Raw genomic sequence first — 14,732 nt, 5'->3', positions numbered from 1 at the left:
ATGGAGGATGGAAGAGATAAACGGAAGATGTAAAAGGGAAGATGGAAGAACCCAATTTACCTGCGGAGAATGGAAAAGTAGCAAGACTTCGCCTCATCCATCTTACATAAAAAAAGGGAGACTATCTATCCGACAATCTCCCCTTATCAATTAGCTGTAATATTTAATACGTTTGTATCGTTTTAACAAAACTTTCATCTTTAAACTTAACCACAAAGGTTAACTCTTTTGAATCTGTTTTACTGATATTGAATTTTTTTGTTAACTGAGCTTTATCTTTAAATTCTTCTTTGTAAACCTCATCATTGTATTCGTTGTATACTTTAACTTCGATCGGATTTTTATCCAAGTTCTCTAGGTTAAGGGTAATCACTTGATCGTTTTTGGTATAAACCGGTTTAAATACGTTAGATACTTTTGGCTCTGATACAAGTGCCTCACCATCTTTGATGGTTACTGTATATTTAGCCAGTTTTAATTCAGACTCAACTTTAAGCACATAGTTTCCATCAGGAAGTGCGTTTAAATCATAAATCTTACTTGAGAAAGCTGAAGCATGGATATTTTCTTCAAACAAAACTTCCTCATCTGCACCAATCAGCGACAGATTAACGTCTTCTGCCTTATCTACAGAAAAACGGATAAACTTTTCTTTTTCGCCTTTTACTTTTAGCGTAAAATTATCATCGTTAGCGTGAACACCCGTAGCAGTAAAAAATAACGCTGCTATTAAACCGATTTTTAAGAACTTTTTCATAACCAATATTTTTAAAGAGTTAATAATTATATGACACCACTAAGGTACAGAGGTATCTGAAGGATAGATGATTGCATATTTTCCAATATCTATGCTATATTACCCCTAACTAACTGTTATTTTAACAAAACCTATAATAAAGCATATTTTTTATGTATTTTGGAGCAATAATTTAGTAAATCATGAAGCCCAGTTTTGAAGTTGTTGAGCCTTCTTTCGGAAGTTCATTTTATTATTCAAAATATGTAGAGAACGCCAATAATATGGCGCACCTCTGGCATTATCACCCTGAAATTGAAATGGTGTTTGTTAATGGCGGAGCCGGGAAAAGGCAGATCGGCAGCCACGTATCCTATTACACCGAAGGTGATTTAATCTTAATCGGCAGCAATCTCCCCCATTGTGGCTTTACCGATACCAATACCGGGAATAAAAACGAAACAGTCATCCAGATGAAACCCGATTTTTTGGGCAGCACTTTTTTAGGTCTACAGGAGATCAGAGGCATACAAGAATTGTTCGACAAATCGAAGGCCGGAATTGCTTTTGGCCATGAAACCATGCAAACAGTTGGCGACAGAATAGAAATGATGGACGATCAGCCGCCTTTTGAAAGACTTTTAACTCTACTCAGCGTGTTAAAAGAACTCGAACATTCGAAAGATTATAAGATTTTAAATGCCGATGGATTTTCGATGGAAATGCAGGTGCAGGATAATGACCGCATTAATATGATCTTTAACTATGTAAAAGACCATTTCCAGGAGCAAATCAGCTTACAGTATATTGCAGAAATGTCGAGTATGACTGTTCCCTCATTTTGCCGGTATTTCAAAAAAATCACCAAGAAAACATTTACACATTTCGTAAACGAATACCGTGTAGTTCATGCATCAAAACTTTTGGCCGAAAAACCAACCAGCATTGCCAATATTTCTTACGAAAGCGGTTTCAACAACTTTAGCCATTTTAATAAATTATTTAAGGAGTTTACCGGCAAAAGTGCTTCAGAATACAGGCATGAGCTAAAGTCTATTATAAAATAATAGGTTATTTGCTTAAGTAATGAGTATATTCTGTATAGTCTGCCTTTTCTCTTCTAGGCCCTTCGACAATGAAAACAAAAGATTTTTTATCAATGCTCACCAATCTGCACGGATTTACAAGCCCTGTATTTACTTCAAACCTACTATCTGAAATCACTTTATAGGTGTTGTTAGAAATCTGATCAAAATACTGTATTGCTGTTCCGTCTTTTTTAAAATGATAATATTCTCCCCTGGTTGTCGCAATATATTGTTCATTTAGCAATTTACCGGTATAATCGTAATTCTTTTCAACCAGTTTCACATATTTCCAGTCGCCAATAATTTTGCTTTTGAAATCATCTATTGGCTCTTTTTTACAAGAGGTTACGATTAGTAATAAACATGATAAAAGGCAGTGAATGAGCGTTTGGCGTTTCATAAAAATATTTTCACGAAGATAAATTTTAGCCATATATAAATAAAAATATTTTTAAAATTTAAATTCAAGAATTTAGATGGATTAAATCGGTGATTAAATAATATATTGGAACAGTTTTTAAGATATGAACAAGCCTCTCCTATTGATATTTTTAATATTTGCTAACCTGATCAGCCTCTCCACTTATGCACAATATGTAGAGATCAATCTGGTTAATTGCAAAATAAGTGAAACCGAGCAAAAGAAGATAGAAAAACTGATTGCATATGAGCGCATGTTTTGCAATGAAATTTTCGAAACCAGAGAGAACATTACCGCACCTGTTAAAATAAACCTCTATGGAAAAAGTAAAGATTATCGGTTAGCGCAAAAAACATATAGTGCACCAATAAATAGTGCTGGATTTTACATTGCCGCAATTAACGAAGCCTTTGTATATAAGAGCAGCGATTTCATTTCGGTAGCACTCCATGAGGCAAGCCATAGTATTTTTCAGTTTAATTTTAAAAAATCGCCCAAATGGTTAAATGAAGGGCTTGCAGAATTTTTCGAAACACTAGATTTTGACAGCGAGGGAAATTTATACTCCTATCCGCAAAGCGGTAGAATTAAAAGTATAAAAGCGGGAATAAATTCAAAAGACACTGAAAGGTTAAAAAATTTCTTTAAAATATACAGCGGTTCATTTTACGGACATGATGTAGACGACAATTACAACACAGCATACAGTGTGATCTACTTTTTTATAAAATCTAAAAGAACAGACTTGCTTAAAAAAATAATAAAGCTAAATACTCAGGGTTACGATACCGATAAAGCGATTGAACTTACTTTTGGTAGCTTTGACTCGTTTGAAGAAAGATATAAGCTATTTTACAACTATCATAAGTAACTTTGTTCTTTTAACCTTAAGCTTAAACCTCCAGTCTTTTCATATTACAACTTTTCAACATTCCAACCTTACCACATTCCAACTGATAAAAAATTCCTATTTTCGTGCCGATGGAAAATTTTATCGTTTCTGCCCGTAAATACCGCCCAGCCACCTTCGAAACCGTTGTTGGCCAGCAGCACATTACAGGTACGTTAAAAAATGCCATTAAAAACAATCAGCTTGCCCAGGCATTTCTATTTTGCGGACCTCGGGGTGTAGGTAAAACAACCTGCGCACGTATCCTTGCAAAAACCATTAACTGTACCAACCCTACAGCAGAAATGGAAGCTTGTGGCCAATGCGATAATTGCCTTTCTTTCCAGAACGGGCATTCTTTTAATGTTCACGAATTAGATGCGGCCTCAAACAATTCTGTTGATGATATCCGTAGCTTAATTGAGCAGGTGAGAATACCGCCACAAGCCGGAAAATATAAAATCTATATCATTGATGAGGTTCACATGTTATCACAAAGTGCATTTAATGCCTTTTTGAAAACATTGGAAGAACCACCTTCTTATGCTATTTTTATCCTGGCCACTACCGAGAAACATAAAATCCTGCCAACCATTTTATCGCGTTGCCAGATTTTTGATTTTAACCGGATCCAGGTAGAAGATATTGCCACTCACTTATCAACCATTGCCCAACGCGAAAATATCGCTTTTGAAAGTGATGGATTGCACATTATTGCCCAAAAGGCAGACGGTGGATTGCGTGATGCACTTTCAATGTTCGATCAGATTGCCAGTTATGCAAACAAGAACATTACTTATAAGGCTGTAATCGATAACCTTAATATTTTAGATTACGATTATTTTTTCAAGCTCACCTCTTATTTAACCGCAGCAGAAGTTAGCCAAACCCTACTCCTGTTCGACGAAATTTTAAATAACGGTTTCGATGGCAATAACTTTATTAATGGTCTGGCCACTCACTTCCGTAATTTATTGGTGGGTAAAGATGCATCGACCATTAAACTGTTAGAAGTTAGCGAAAACATCAAACAAAAATATCTTGATCAGTGCAGGCAAACAGAATTATCATTTTTGTTAACGGCATTAAACCTGGCCAATACCTGCGATCTAAATTACAAGAATTCTAAAAACCAACGTTTACAGGTAGAGCTGGCACTGATTAAAATGTGCCATATCCGGTCAGTCGTCAATTTAGCACAACAGCCTTTAAGCCCTAATAACACAGCAACTGACGTAGATCAGGATAAAAAAAAAACTAATGTCGTAGCCGGACAGGCAGAAACACCAACGCCAAAAACAGAAATCGAAACTACGGTGCCTGCCGCAGCTCCCGTTGTTAAAAGTGCTGTTTTACCTCATATTCCTACAGAAGAAAAACCAAAGGAAAATCTGCGGGTTGGTCCGCCGCCATCGGCAACTTCCATCAGTATCAATATTCCGAAAACAAACGCAGTAAGTTCCCTTATCCCTTCATTAAATGATCTGGAACGTATAGCCCAGGGAGATGACGATGACGGCCCAAAGAAAGTGACCGGTGATGCCCGTGAAGCATTTAGTTACGACCGTTTACTGGAAGTATGGAATGTCTTTACCCAAAAGATGAAGGCTACCGATAGGATTAATCTTTTTACCATCCTAAATAATTTTGCGCCAACACTTTTAAATCCTGAACTGATCGAAATTTCAGTAGAGAGTAAAACGCAAGAACATCTTGTACAACAAGAATCTGTTGAACTTTTAAATTTCTTAAGGAACGAGCTCCGAAACTTTGGTGTTGAGGTTACCTATAAGTTAATGGAGCGCAAGATAGAAAACAGGCTCTACGGCAACCGCGAAAAGTATGATTACCTGGTAGCAAAAAATCCAAAACTCGACGAACTGCGCAGGAGATTTAATTTAGATGTTAATCCTTAGTCAGTTTTCGCTTAACAGCTTTCAGTTCTCGGTAGTTGAAAACTGCCGCCTGGAAACTACTAACTGGTTTTCGGCGTATCGTTAATCGGGTATCCTTCTTCATCTAAATCATCGCGATTATCTTCGGGTGTACGGGCAAGAATTTCATCTTCAGGGCTCAGTTTAACGCTTTCACCATGATCAACATGCATGCCTAATTCTTCCAGGTTATCTTCAGCAACCTCTTCATTACGTGCATATTCATCACCTACGTAGGGATTGGCCTCATCGTAGGTAGAATCATCATCTTTGGCACCAGCCGCTACGGTTTCGTATCCCATCGGATGATCGTAATCCTTATCCTTACCTTTTACATCAAGCTCATAACTTTGTTTATTTTCATCATAAGAGAGGTTCTCTTTATTGATTTCGCTATTTTCTGTGGTGCTATGTATTTTATCCTGCGATCCTTTATTCTCGTTACTTGCCATGATATGGGTCTCCTATAATTTATATGAATATAACAAAATGATATGGATAAGGTTTGTTCGTTGCAGCACAATCATAAAAATTATCTGGTTTTTGTGGGAAAGCAATACCTGTGGTACTTCGGTTATATCAGCCCCGCCCTCTGCTTAATTCCGATGAAAAATCGGAATAACGCTGCCGGTCGGGTTTATTTAACCTAGAACAGCAGTACTATTTAAGCCACCTAAACCCGATCAAAGCGAGACGCTACCGATCCTTCATCGGGAGCAGAAGCGGGAGCGGGACTGATATAACCTAAAAGCTTCTGCAACTGCTTTCCAAATACCAAAGTTTGTCAACGTTCTAAAAATGATTATATATTTAATAACGCTATGCCATTAAAAAGCCGCTCGATTTCACCTCAAAATACCAGAATATTTTAAGAGTTGTCAACTTCCGTATCAGTAGCACATTAAAGTTGACAACTCATAAAAAAAGCGTCCCGATTTTACACCGGGACGCTCCATTATCATTTAATTTAGCCTACAAAGAAGCCAAAGAAGTATTTAATGTTTCACTAGGTCTCATTGCTTTGCTTGCCAACTCATCATTAGGATTATAGTAACCACCAATGTCTTGAGGCTTGCCTTGAGAACTGATCAACTCTTCGTTAATTTTCGCTTCGTTTGCTAATAAAGTTTTAGCCAACGGTGCAAATCTTGCTTGCAAATCTGCATCCTTATTTTGAGCAGCTAAAGCTTCAGCCCAATATAAAGCTAAATAGAAGTGAGAACCACGGTTATCAATAGTACCTAATTTTCTACCTGGAGATTTGTCTGTTGCCAAAAATTTAGCGTTAGCCTCATCCAAAGCATCGGCCAGTACCTGCGCTTTTGTGTTGTTTTGTGTTTGAGATAAATGCTCCAAAGAAGCTTGAAGTGCCAGGAACTCACCTAATGAATCCCAACGTAAATAACCTTCTTCAATAAACTGCTCAATGTGTTTTGGAGCAGAACCACCAGCACCGGTTTCGAACAAACCACCACCGTTCATTAAAGGCACAATGGATAACATTTTAGCAGATGTTCCTAATTCTAAAATCGGGAATAAATCTGTCAAATAATCACGCAATACGTTACCAGTAACCGAAATGGTATCTAAACCTTTGCGGATACGCTCCAAAGTAAACTTCGTTGCCTCAATTGGTGCCAAAATACGGATGTCTAAACCGGTAGTATCGTGGTCTTTTAAATAGGTATTTACTTTAGCGATGATTTCTCTATCGTGCGCTCTTTTTTCATCTAACCAGAAAACCGCAGGGGTTTCCGATAAACGTGCCCTGTTAACCGCTAATTTTACCCAATCCTGAATTGGTGCATCTTTAGTTTGGCACATGCGGAAGATATCGCCTTTTTCTACTTTCTGATCGAAAAACACTTTACCAGCTGCATCTGTAACACGGATAGTTCCCGTTCCAGTAGCCTGGAAAGTTTTATCATGTGAACCATATTCTTCAGCTTTTTGAGCCATTAAACCAACATTGGGTACAGAGCCGATGGTGGTTACATCAAAAGCACCATTTGCTTTACAGTCATCAATGGTTGCAGTATAAACACCAGCGTAAGAACGGTCTGGAATTAAAGCGATGGTATCCTGTGCTTTACCTTCTTTGTTCCACATCTGTCCCGAAGTACGGATCATTGCCGGCATAGAAGCATCAACAATCACATCAGATGGCACATGTAGGTTGGTAATTCCTTTATCAGAATTTACCATAGCTAAAGCTGGTCCATTTTCTATGGCTTGCGCCAAAGCGGCTTCAACTTCTGCCTGTTTAGCGTTGCCTGCAATCTTCGCATAAACATCACCTAAACCATTTCTGGTATCGATGTTCAGTTCCTTAAAAAGATCGGCGTATTTAGTAAAAACATCTGCGAAATAAACTTCAACAATAGCACCGAAAATAATTGGATCGGAAACCTTCATCATCGTTGCTTTTAAGTGCGCAGATAACAATACGCCTGCTGCCTTAGCTTCAGCAATTTCTTTGGCTACAAAAGTTTTCAATGCCGATAAGCTCAATGCAGAACTATCGATCACCTCTCCTGCTTTTAATGGCGATAAACCTTTTAATTCAGTTACAGTACCATCAGCAGCTACAAATTCTATTTTAAATTGACCTGCTTCGGCAACAGTTGTAGATTTTTCTGAACCATAAAAATCGCCTTCAGTCATGCTGACCACTTTAGTTTTCGAATCTGCCGACCATTTACCCATCGAGTGTGGGTTTTGTTTAGCGTAGTTTTTAACGGCTTTAGGCGCTCTACGATCAGAGTTACCTTCACGTAAAACCGGATTTACAGCCGAACCTAAAACTTTTGCATATTTAGCTTTAATTGCTTTTTCTTCATCGCTCTGTGCATTATCAGGATAATTTGGAATTGCAAAACCCTGCGACTGTAGCTCAGTAATTGCATCTACCAATTGAGGGATAGAAGCAGAAATATTTGGTAATTTGATAATGTTAGCTTCTGGAGTGGTAGCCAAAGCACCCAGCTCTGCTAAAGCGTCACCAATTTTTTGATCGTCTTTTAAATACTCAGGAAAGTTTGCCAAAATTCTTCCTGCTAAAGAAATATCTCTGGTTTCTACATCAATACCAGCTGATGCGGTAAAAGCTTGTACGATAGATAAAAGTGAGTAGGTTGCCAACATAGGCGCCTCATCGGTTTTGGTGTAGATAATTTTTGATGTATTTGACATGTTTATATTGATTTTGCTTATTAAGGTTAATTATTCAATCGGTTTCTAGGTTTGTAAACCAATCTTTTTAAAATCGCCTAAAGATAAAATAATCGAATGAATTAAGGAACATCGCAATGTTATTTATGGTGTAGATTGTTCCATCCTTTATATATATAAGGTAAAATATTAATGATGTTCAGATATCATTTTTTGGAGCGCAAGGTCATTTGCAATTATTAAAGTCATTCCTGCTCTCTGCTTTACTTCGTGTTCGCTCCGATCAGGGCTAGAAACTTAAGCCTGTGCTATGGAAAAACAGCATAGTAGCAGAAAACTACCAAAACTAAACCTGATCGAACGGTCCCGATTTTTCATCGGGAAAGGTAGAGCAGTAAGAAAGCAACCTATGGAATGCTTCAACTGCTTTCCAAAAAAATAAGCAGCGATGTAATAAGGTCTGGTTTTATCTGTTTTTAGTTCAAGATCTATATTTTTTTTACTAACCTTTTCTTTGGCTAAACTTTTGTAGCGTCAAAAGCATATATCTATCTATTTAAATATTTTAATTGAAATGACCGAACCTACCTTAGATCAACAGTTAAATGCCCGTAAATTCGAAGAGGCCAAAAGCCTGATGCAGAACGGCCAAAAACTCTCCAAAAACTTACAAGAACATCAAAAATCTTCTATTTTTGATAACCTCGTTAGAGAGAAACAGTATGAAATCCTGAATATGATGCTGAAAGACAAAACCATCGAAACCGATATTTATGAATTCGATAGTTTTGACAAAAGCATTTTTCAGGCTATTGTTCGGAACCTTGGCAATGAAGATGAAGACATCGCATTTTTCAATGAATTTATTGCCCATTTCGATAACTTAAATGATGAGGTAAACACCAAAACACTATTAAGTTATCTCTTCGAAAACGGGGTGAGTTTAGCCGTAATCAAAGCCGGCATCAACGCAGGTTGCAGCGCTAACTTCAAAAACAATGCAGAAGAAAACTACATCCATCAGGTAGTAAAAAGCAGTTTCCGCAGGCATAACCTAAATGACGAACAGGCTACTGATCTACTTAAAGGATATATCGATGTTCTCCTTAACGAAGGTGTTGATATTAACGAGGGCAGTGTGGTGCAGGAAACCCCATTAATTACCGCAATAAAATTTAACAAGAAAAATTTAATTGCCCATCTACTCGAAAATGGTGCCGATCCCAATCATACTGACCGCGATGGAAACTCAGCTTTCTTTTATGCAGTGGCGCACCTGCAAAGCGAAAATATATACGATACCTTGCGCAATTATGCCTCAGCACAGTTCGATCAAATAAATAAAAATGGGGTAACACTTTTATTCGAATATGTGCGGATGATGTCGAACAGTGAAAGTGGCATCAACTTCCTTAAAAAACTGATTGAAGATGGCGCTGATTTATATCAGGCTAGTACCTGGTATAGTGCAGATAAAACACCACTGGATTTAATTGCCGAAAAACAGGCTGATATTTTACAGGCCGTTCTAGAAACCGGACAGGTAGATGTCAACAGGACCGATAATGAAGGGAATACCCTGCTACATAAAGTTTGTGCCTACAATGTAAACTACGAAGCAGAAAAAGCAAAAGAAACCTATAGAAAAGTAAAGCTCCTGCTCGAAAACGGAGCAGATATTGCGGTTACAAACGATCAGGATCAAACCGCACTGATGCTTGCATCTGATGATAACCTGAAAATAAAAACTGTTGAACTGCTCATGAAACAATCTTAAAATATGTCGATGTCATTTATTATTGCCTGCGAGAGCGGCAAGCGCAAAATAGCCGAACTTTTATTGGCCAACCAAGAGGTAGAGGTAGGATATACAGATGAAAAAGGTAGAACAGCTCTCCATTATGCCGCCCACCGTGGGTATTTAGACCTTGTACAGATTTTAATAGATTGTGGGGCAGCTTTAGATTACGAAGATCATGCTGGCGAAACACCTTTTTACTTTGCCTGTTTACAAAAACAGAAACAAACCGCACTGTTTCTTTTAGATAAGGGTGCAAGAGTTGATATTAAGGATTTTAAAGGCAACAGCTTATTACACCTTACTGCTCAAAGCGGACAGATTGAAGTGTTAGAAAAACTACTCGATCAAGGCCTTGAAGTTGACGGTGAAAATAACGAGGCAGAAACCCCTTTGCTTATTGCTGCAAACTGGAGGAACAAAGAAATTGTTCAAAAATTATTGGAATTCGGTGCCAATATCAACACCACCAATAAACACGGCGATTCACCTTTAATTTTTGCGGTTAAATCTAAAAACACACCAATGGTTGAGCTTATTCTCGAAAAAGGTGGCAATATCAACCACGTTAATCATGTTGGAGAATCGGCCTTATTAATTGCCTGTTATGATGCCAACAGGATGTTAACCAAAATATTGGTAGAAAAGGGCGCAGATGTATTCGTTTCGTCAAAAGATGGCCTGTCGCCAATCTGGTATGCCTGCGCCAATAACCAGAAAGAAATTGTTGATTTATTTTTGGCCAATGGTATAGATGTAAACTATGCAAAACCACTTTCAGGTAACGACGATTCGATGTATTCGTATTTAGAATGGGTAGAAACCGCCAATAACATTTCCATTTCTGCCAGCTTCTCTTTCGATAACCATTACAACTATGGAGGCGAAAGTATGTTACATGTAGCAGCCAAAAGCGGCCACTTAAGCATGTTAAAGCTATTAACAGAAAAAGGTGCAAATGTTAATATTCAGGATGAAAGCGGGAACACAGCTTTACATTACTCGGCTGCCAATGGTAAAAAAGATGCAGTAAAATTTTTACTCGAAAAATCAGCCGATCCAAGCATTGTAAATGTAAAGGAACAGAAAGCAATAGATTATTCGAATATTAAGGGTTTTAATGAAATTACAGAACTCTTGTTAAAATTTGGTCCCTCAAATATTTCTAACCAGCCAACTAAGAGTGCAGCACTTGCTGAAAACAGTACCGAGCAGGCTAAAAATGATATCACATCAAAAAAGCAGGCGCTCTTAGATCTGAAAGAATTATTAGATGCCGGTATTTTATTGCAGGAAGAATTTGATGCAGAAAAGACCAAAATATTAAAAGGTTAAGTTAGCTGCCATAGTCGTCATTGCGAAGCCAATTTTTCATTGGATGAAGCAATCTTAATGCGCTCGCTAATAGCGATCGTTGTAAGATTGCTTCGAAGGCTGAAAAAGCCTTCTTATAATGACGATTATTATATAGAAATATACAATTGGCGGCAAAATGGGGAAATGACGCTAATTCTATATTGTTCATTAAAATTTTAGTTATAAATTTATGCTTAACAATTTTCTTAGCCAAATGATCAAAATCGGGCCAAGAAAATTCAATTTTAATGCTCACACAAATGAAAAACCGCACCAGAATTAAACTGCAGTTATTTGCCCTTATTATTTTTACTATTGTGATATATAGCTGTTCGCCTAAACTGTACCTAGATGAAAACAAACGCTATCAAGCAGGAACATTAACCGATTCACAAGTAGATTCTCTTCATGTTTTTTTAAAAGAAAACCAAAGACTTGTCCTAAAAGATACCATTATCATCAAATACGATTTCAACAAAGATGACTGCTGGAAAGACCTTAGCTATCAGAACGCAGAGTTTTTGAACAATGTAAGGTGGACCTTTCAAAAAAACATTCTCGAGAAAGCCGAGGCCAGACCAAAAGTTGCCATTTACCAATACCGGGAGGAAGGAAAAAGTTTCAGCCCGGTTAAATCGAAGGGTTTAGAAATAGAAACCGATTCTGGCTTTCTTAAAAAATTACTATTTAAAGAAGCAACTTCTTGTGGAACCTCAGCAATTATCCTTCCGAACGGAAAATTCTTACTGGTAAAATCAGATCCGCAATTCTCTGCGTTAATATTAAACGCTAAAGACATCGAAAAAAAATTACAGGAAAACTTAGTTAAATAATCTAAAATAAGTAAAATTTTCCAAAACGGGCTAATGTGCAAATGTAAAGCGCTATGCTGTGAAACCCACCCGAATGCAAAGCCCGACAAAATGTATCCCTAAACGATTCAACATGGAACCAACACTAACGGCAAAGGAAATCTATGATGTTCTACGTCAGACATTACCACAGCAGAATGACTTTGCATCATGTGACTATACAGACGAGCTTAAAGAACTATTAGCTTTCGGGGTGACCAGCAAGTTGAAATTTTTAGATCTTATTGTCAAACACAGAAAAGAATTACTTTCAATAGATGAGGCTCCTTTAGATGATTTCCATATTCAACACTATAAGTCTGAATATGGTGAAGAATATATGGACGACAGAATCAAAAATAAGTTTTGGTTTGCCTATCCCGCGTTAATCAGAATCACTTTGGAATTAGAGTTTGGAGAAAAATATAAATCCTATGCAAATAAAAGAGATAATATATGATCTGCCTTCCACTAAAAGCGATTTTGCTAAATTGGCGGAAAATCATTTAAATCTTTCAAGTTTTTAATAAATTTATCCTAACCGCCACCATTCGCCAAGCCCCAAAACTTTAGCAAACATTAAAGACAATGAGTGAAATCCTAGTAGAAAAAAACGAAGAAGAAGAACTTCCAATACCACACATTTGGAGACCCATTTTTAAAAACATAGTTACGGCATTTGTAAATAAAGACTACAACCTAAGTTTAGGTGTGAATAATGTAAATCTTGTTTCAGATGAAACTGCGGAACAAATACAAGAGTACATCGAGGACTACGGAGAGGAACTCATTGATTTACCAGACGAAACTTGGGATACATCTGTTTACATTTATTATGGTGAATATTGGAACGTGATAATTGACCTCTTCACTAAAAATGAGGGTTTAAGTGATTTAGTACTTAACGTTGAAGTAAGGGAAAAAGACAATAATTATGTTGTTGATATCTATTTGGTTTACGTCCCATAACACAAATAAAGAAACGTTTGCTAAAGACGAGTGACTAAAGCCCCATCCACATGAAAACAAGAATAATGTATATCGAATTTAAAGGAGAGAGTTTGACAGGTGAGGCTAGGATCGGAAGAGTACAATTTTCCAAGACCGGAAAATCGATTCACTACGATGGAAAAACCTTTCAAACTTTAGGTGGACAAGGATATAAGGCTAACTATTTTGATGTAGAGACTGGAGAACATTATTGGATTTCGGGATGCAAAAAAGACGGAGGTGACAGGCTCTACGGAGAAAGAATCCCAATTCATATTGACGAAGATGTAAAGGAAGAATATTGGAAAGAAATTCGAAACCGCCCAAACAACACGAATAACAAAGCAATAAATACAAAATGACTCAGTGACAGTGCCGTACCAGCAAAGTAAAAATGGTTATGTGGCAGCTTAAAACGGAACATCGAAAATGAATTGGGAAGATTTAAAAGTCTACACCCCTTTAAAAAAGGAGCGCTTAAAAACAGCTTATAAAGACTTAACTAAGATTATTGCTGATAATCTTAGTGCAGACGGCTTTAAGCTAAAAGGAAGAAAACTTATCAAACAATCTAATGACCTTTTTCATATAATTCACCTTGACACAAGAGGGAGTTGGATGGGAACTTCTGACGGCTTTAAAACTGAAATCTCTATTTGCTCTATTTACGATGCTGACACTTTTATTTTAAACTATGAACTGACAGCATCAAAAAAAATTGAAGACTTAATTGCAAAAATCAGAAATTACTACCGAATTACTCAGGAATATCCACTTTTAGCCGATTTTTTGACGAGAAAAATTCGGGAGAGCATTTTACCATACTTTTCACAATACAAATCTTCGAGAGACGTTTTGAACAATCTGACAAAATTTAAACTTGATAATATAACCGAGATTACCGAAAGAAATGCTAATCTCATTTTATATTGTGAGTTAGCAAATAAAGCAGCATTAAAAAGTTCTGAAATTCTTATAGACAGATTGACAAAGTATAGAAAAATTAAACTTGACGACAAAATAGTTAAACATACGGAATTTCTTTTAAGCCTAATAAATGGGAAGTTATTGAAGAAATGCTTGACGACAACAAAAGACAAGTATTTGAAAAATTTAAAATTAAAGTACTGTGAAATAAAGCAGACTGCATAACATCAGTTTGCCAATATAACGGCTGAAGCACTTCTATGAAACATCTGCACTAGGTTGAATGGCAAGAATTCTATTGAACTTTTATGCTAAATTCCGCCACATCGCCAAGCGGCAAAACGTTATGTTCTATTTTGCTTTGCCCATACAGGTTTTGAGTTAGAAACGATTTAACAAAATTTAACTAAAAAATTAGGTATAATGCTGTAATTTAGTTTTAACTAATCGCTTTCAAACTAATTACTGGAAATTTATGCTCAAATTCCTTTGCTACGCTCCTATAATCTTAAAAATGCATCATCTTTTCGGTGACAAGATTTCTGTTGGTCAAACAACATCTCAATTTTAA

General features: G+C 36.9%; 14 protein-coding genes. 10 read left to right on the top strand and 4 right to left on the bottom strand.

What is annotated here, in order from left to right; translation table 11 throughout:
• Positions 1-163 precede the first annotated feature (163 nt).
• Positions 164-757, bottom strand: a complete 594-nt coding sequence (locus tag EZ456_RS02675) for a hypothetical protein (RefSeq protein WP_131527087.1) — start codon at positions 755-757, stop codon at positions 164-166.
• 182 nt (positions 758-939) lie between these two features.
• On the opposite strand from EZ456_RS02675, the gene EZ456_RS02670 reads away from it, so the two are divergent.
• Positions 940-1,803, top strand: a complete 864-nt coding sequence (locus EZ456_RS02670; protein ID WP_131527085.1) for an AraC family transcriptional regulator — start codon at positions 940-942, stop codon at positions 1,801-1,803.
• Between the two features lie 4 nt (positions 1,804-1,807).
• Here the strand turns inward: EZ456_RS02670 and EZ456_RS02665 are convergent, their stop codons facing one another.
• Positions 1,808-2,257: a hypothetical protein gene (locus tag EZ456_RS02665; RefSeq protein WP_131527083.1), complete on the bottom strand. Its 450-nt coding sequence runs from the start codon at positions 2,255-2,257 to the stop codon at positions 1,808-1,810.
• Positions 2,258-2,348: 91 nt separating this feature from the next.
• Between EZ456_RS02665 and EZ456_RS02660 the strand changes: the two genes are divergently transcribed.
• On the top strand, positions 2,349-3,116 hold the full coding sequence (locus EZ456_RS02660) for a DUF1570 domain-containing protein (RefSeq protein WP_131527081.1): 768 nt from the start codon (positions 2,349-2,351) through the stop codon (positions 3,114-3,116).
• A 110-nt stretch (positions 3,117-3,226) separates the two neighbouring features.
• A complete protein-coding gene (locus EZ456_RS02655) occupies positions 3,227-5,050 on the top strand; it encodes a DNA polymerase III subunit gamma/tau (RefSeq protein ID WP_131527079.1) in 1,824 nt (607 codons plus the stop codon).
• Between the two features lie 59 nt (positions 5,051-5,109).
• Here the strand turns inward: EZ456_RS02655 and EZ456_RS02650 are convergent, their stop codons facing one another.
• Positions 5,110-5,520 (bottom strand): hypothetical protein, encoded by a 411-nt coding sequence (locus EZ456_RS02650; RefSeq protein WP_131527077.1) that lies wholly within the window; start codon positions 5,518-5,520, stop codon positions 5,110-5,112.
• A gap of 520 nt (positions 5,521-6,040) precedes the next feature.
• Positions 6,041-8,260, bottom strand: coding sequence for an NADP-dependent isocitrate dehydrogenase (locus EZ456_RS02645; RefSeq protein ID WP_131527075.1), 2,220 nt, complete (start codon positions 8,258-8,260; stop codon positions 6,041-6,043).
• A gap of 553 nt (positions 8,261-8,813) precedes the next feature.
• Here EZ456_RS02645 and EZ456_RS02640 point away from each other — a divergent pair.
• The 7 genes from EZ456_RS02640 to EZ456_RS02610 all read left to right on the top strand — a co-directional run bounded on the left by EZ456_RS02640 (position 8,814) and on the right by EZ456_RS02610 (position 14,386).
• Positions 8,814-10,016: an ankyrin repeat domain-containing protein gene (locus EZ456_RS02640; RefSeq protein WP_131527073.1), complete on the top strand. Its 1,203-nt coding sequence runs from the start codon at positions 8,814-8,816 to the stop codon at positions 10,014-10,016.
• 9 nt (positions 10,017-10,025) lie between these two features.
• On the top strand, positions 10,026-11,372 hold the full coding sequence (locus tag EZ456_RS02635; protein ID WP_225876454.1) for an ankyrin repeat domain-containing protein: 1,347 nt from the start codon (positions 10,026-10,028) through the stop codon (positions 11,370-11,372).
• Positions 11,373-11,653: 281 nt separating this feature from the next.
• Positions 11,654-12,226 (top strand): hypothetical protein, encoded by a 573-nt coding sequence (locus tag EZ456_RS02630; RefSeq protein ID WP_131527069.1) that lies wholly within the window; start codon positions 11,654-11,656, stop codon positions 12,224-12,226.
• 112 nt (positions 12,227-12,338) lie between these two features.
• Positions 12,339-12,704, top strand: a complete 366-nt coding sequence (locus tag EZ456_RS02625; RefSeq protein WP_131527062.1) for a hypothetical protein — start codon at positions 12,339-12,341, stop codon at positions 12,702-12,704.
• A gap of 128 nt (positions 12,705-12,832) precedes the next feature.
• Complete coding sequence (locus EZ456_RS02620) at positions 12,833-13,213, top strand: DUF7668 domain-containing protein (RefSeq protein ID WP_131527060.1); 381 nt, start codon at positions 12,833-12,835, stop codon at positions 13,211-13,213.
• A 50-nt stretch (positions 13,214-13,263) separates the two neighbouring features.
• Positions 13,264-13,596, top strand: a complete 333-nt coding sequence (locus EZ456_RS02615; protein WP_165501220.1) for a 1-deoxy-D-xylulose-5-phosphate synthase — start codon at positions 13,264-13,266, stop codon at positions 13,594-13,596.
• A gap of 67 nt (positions 13,597-13,663) precedes the next feature.
• On the top strand, positions 13,664-14,386 hold the full coding sequence (locus EZ456_RS02610; protein WP_131527058.1) for a hypothetical protein: 723 nt from the start codon (positions 13,664-13,666) through the stop codon (positions 14,384-14,386).
• Positions 14,387-14,732: the final 346 nt, after the last annotated feature.

The sequence above is a fragment of the Pedobacter psychrodurus genome (assembly GCF_004331735.1).
Lineage (GTDB): Bacteria > Bacteroidota > Bacteroidia > Sphingobacteriales > Sphingobacteriaceae > Pedobacter > Pedobacter psychrodurus.
The sequence above is the reverse complement of the archived record's forward strand: the minus strand, read 5'-3'. Positions and strand labels throughout refer to the sequence as shown.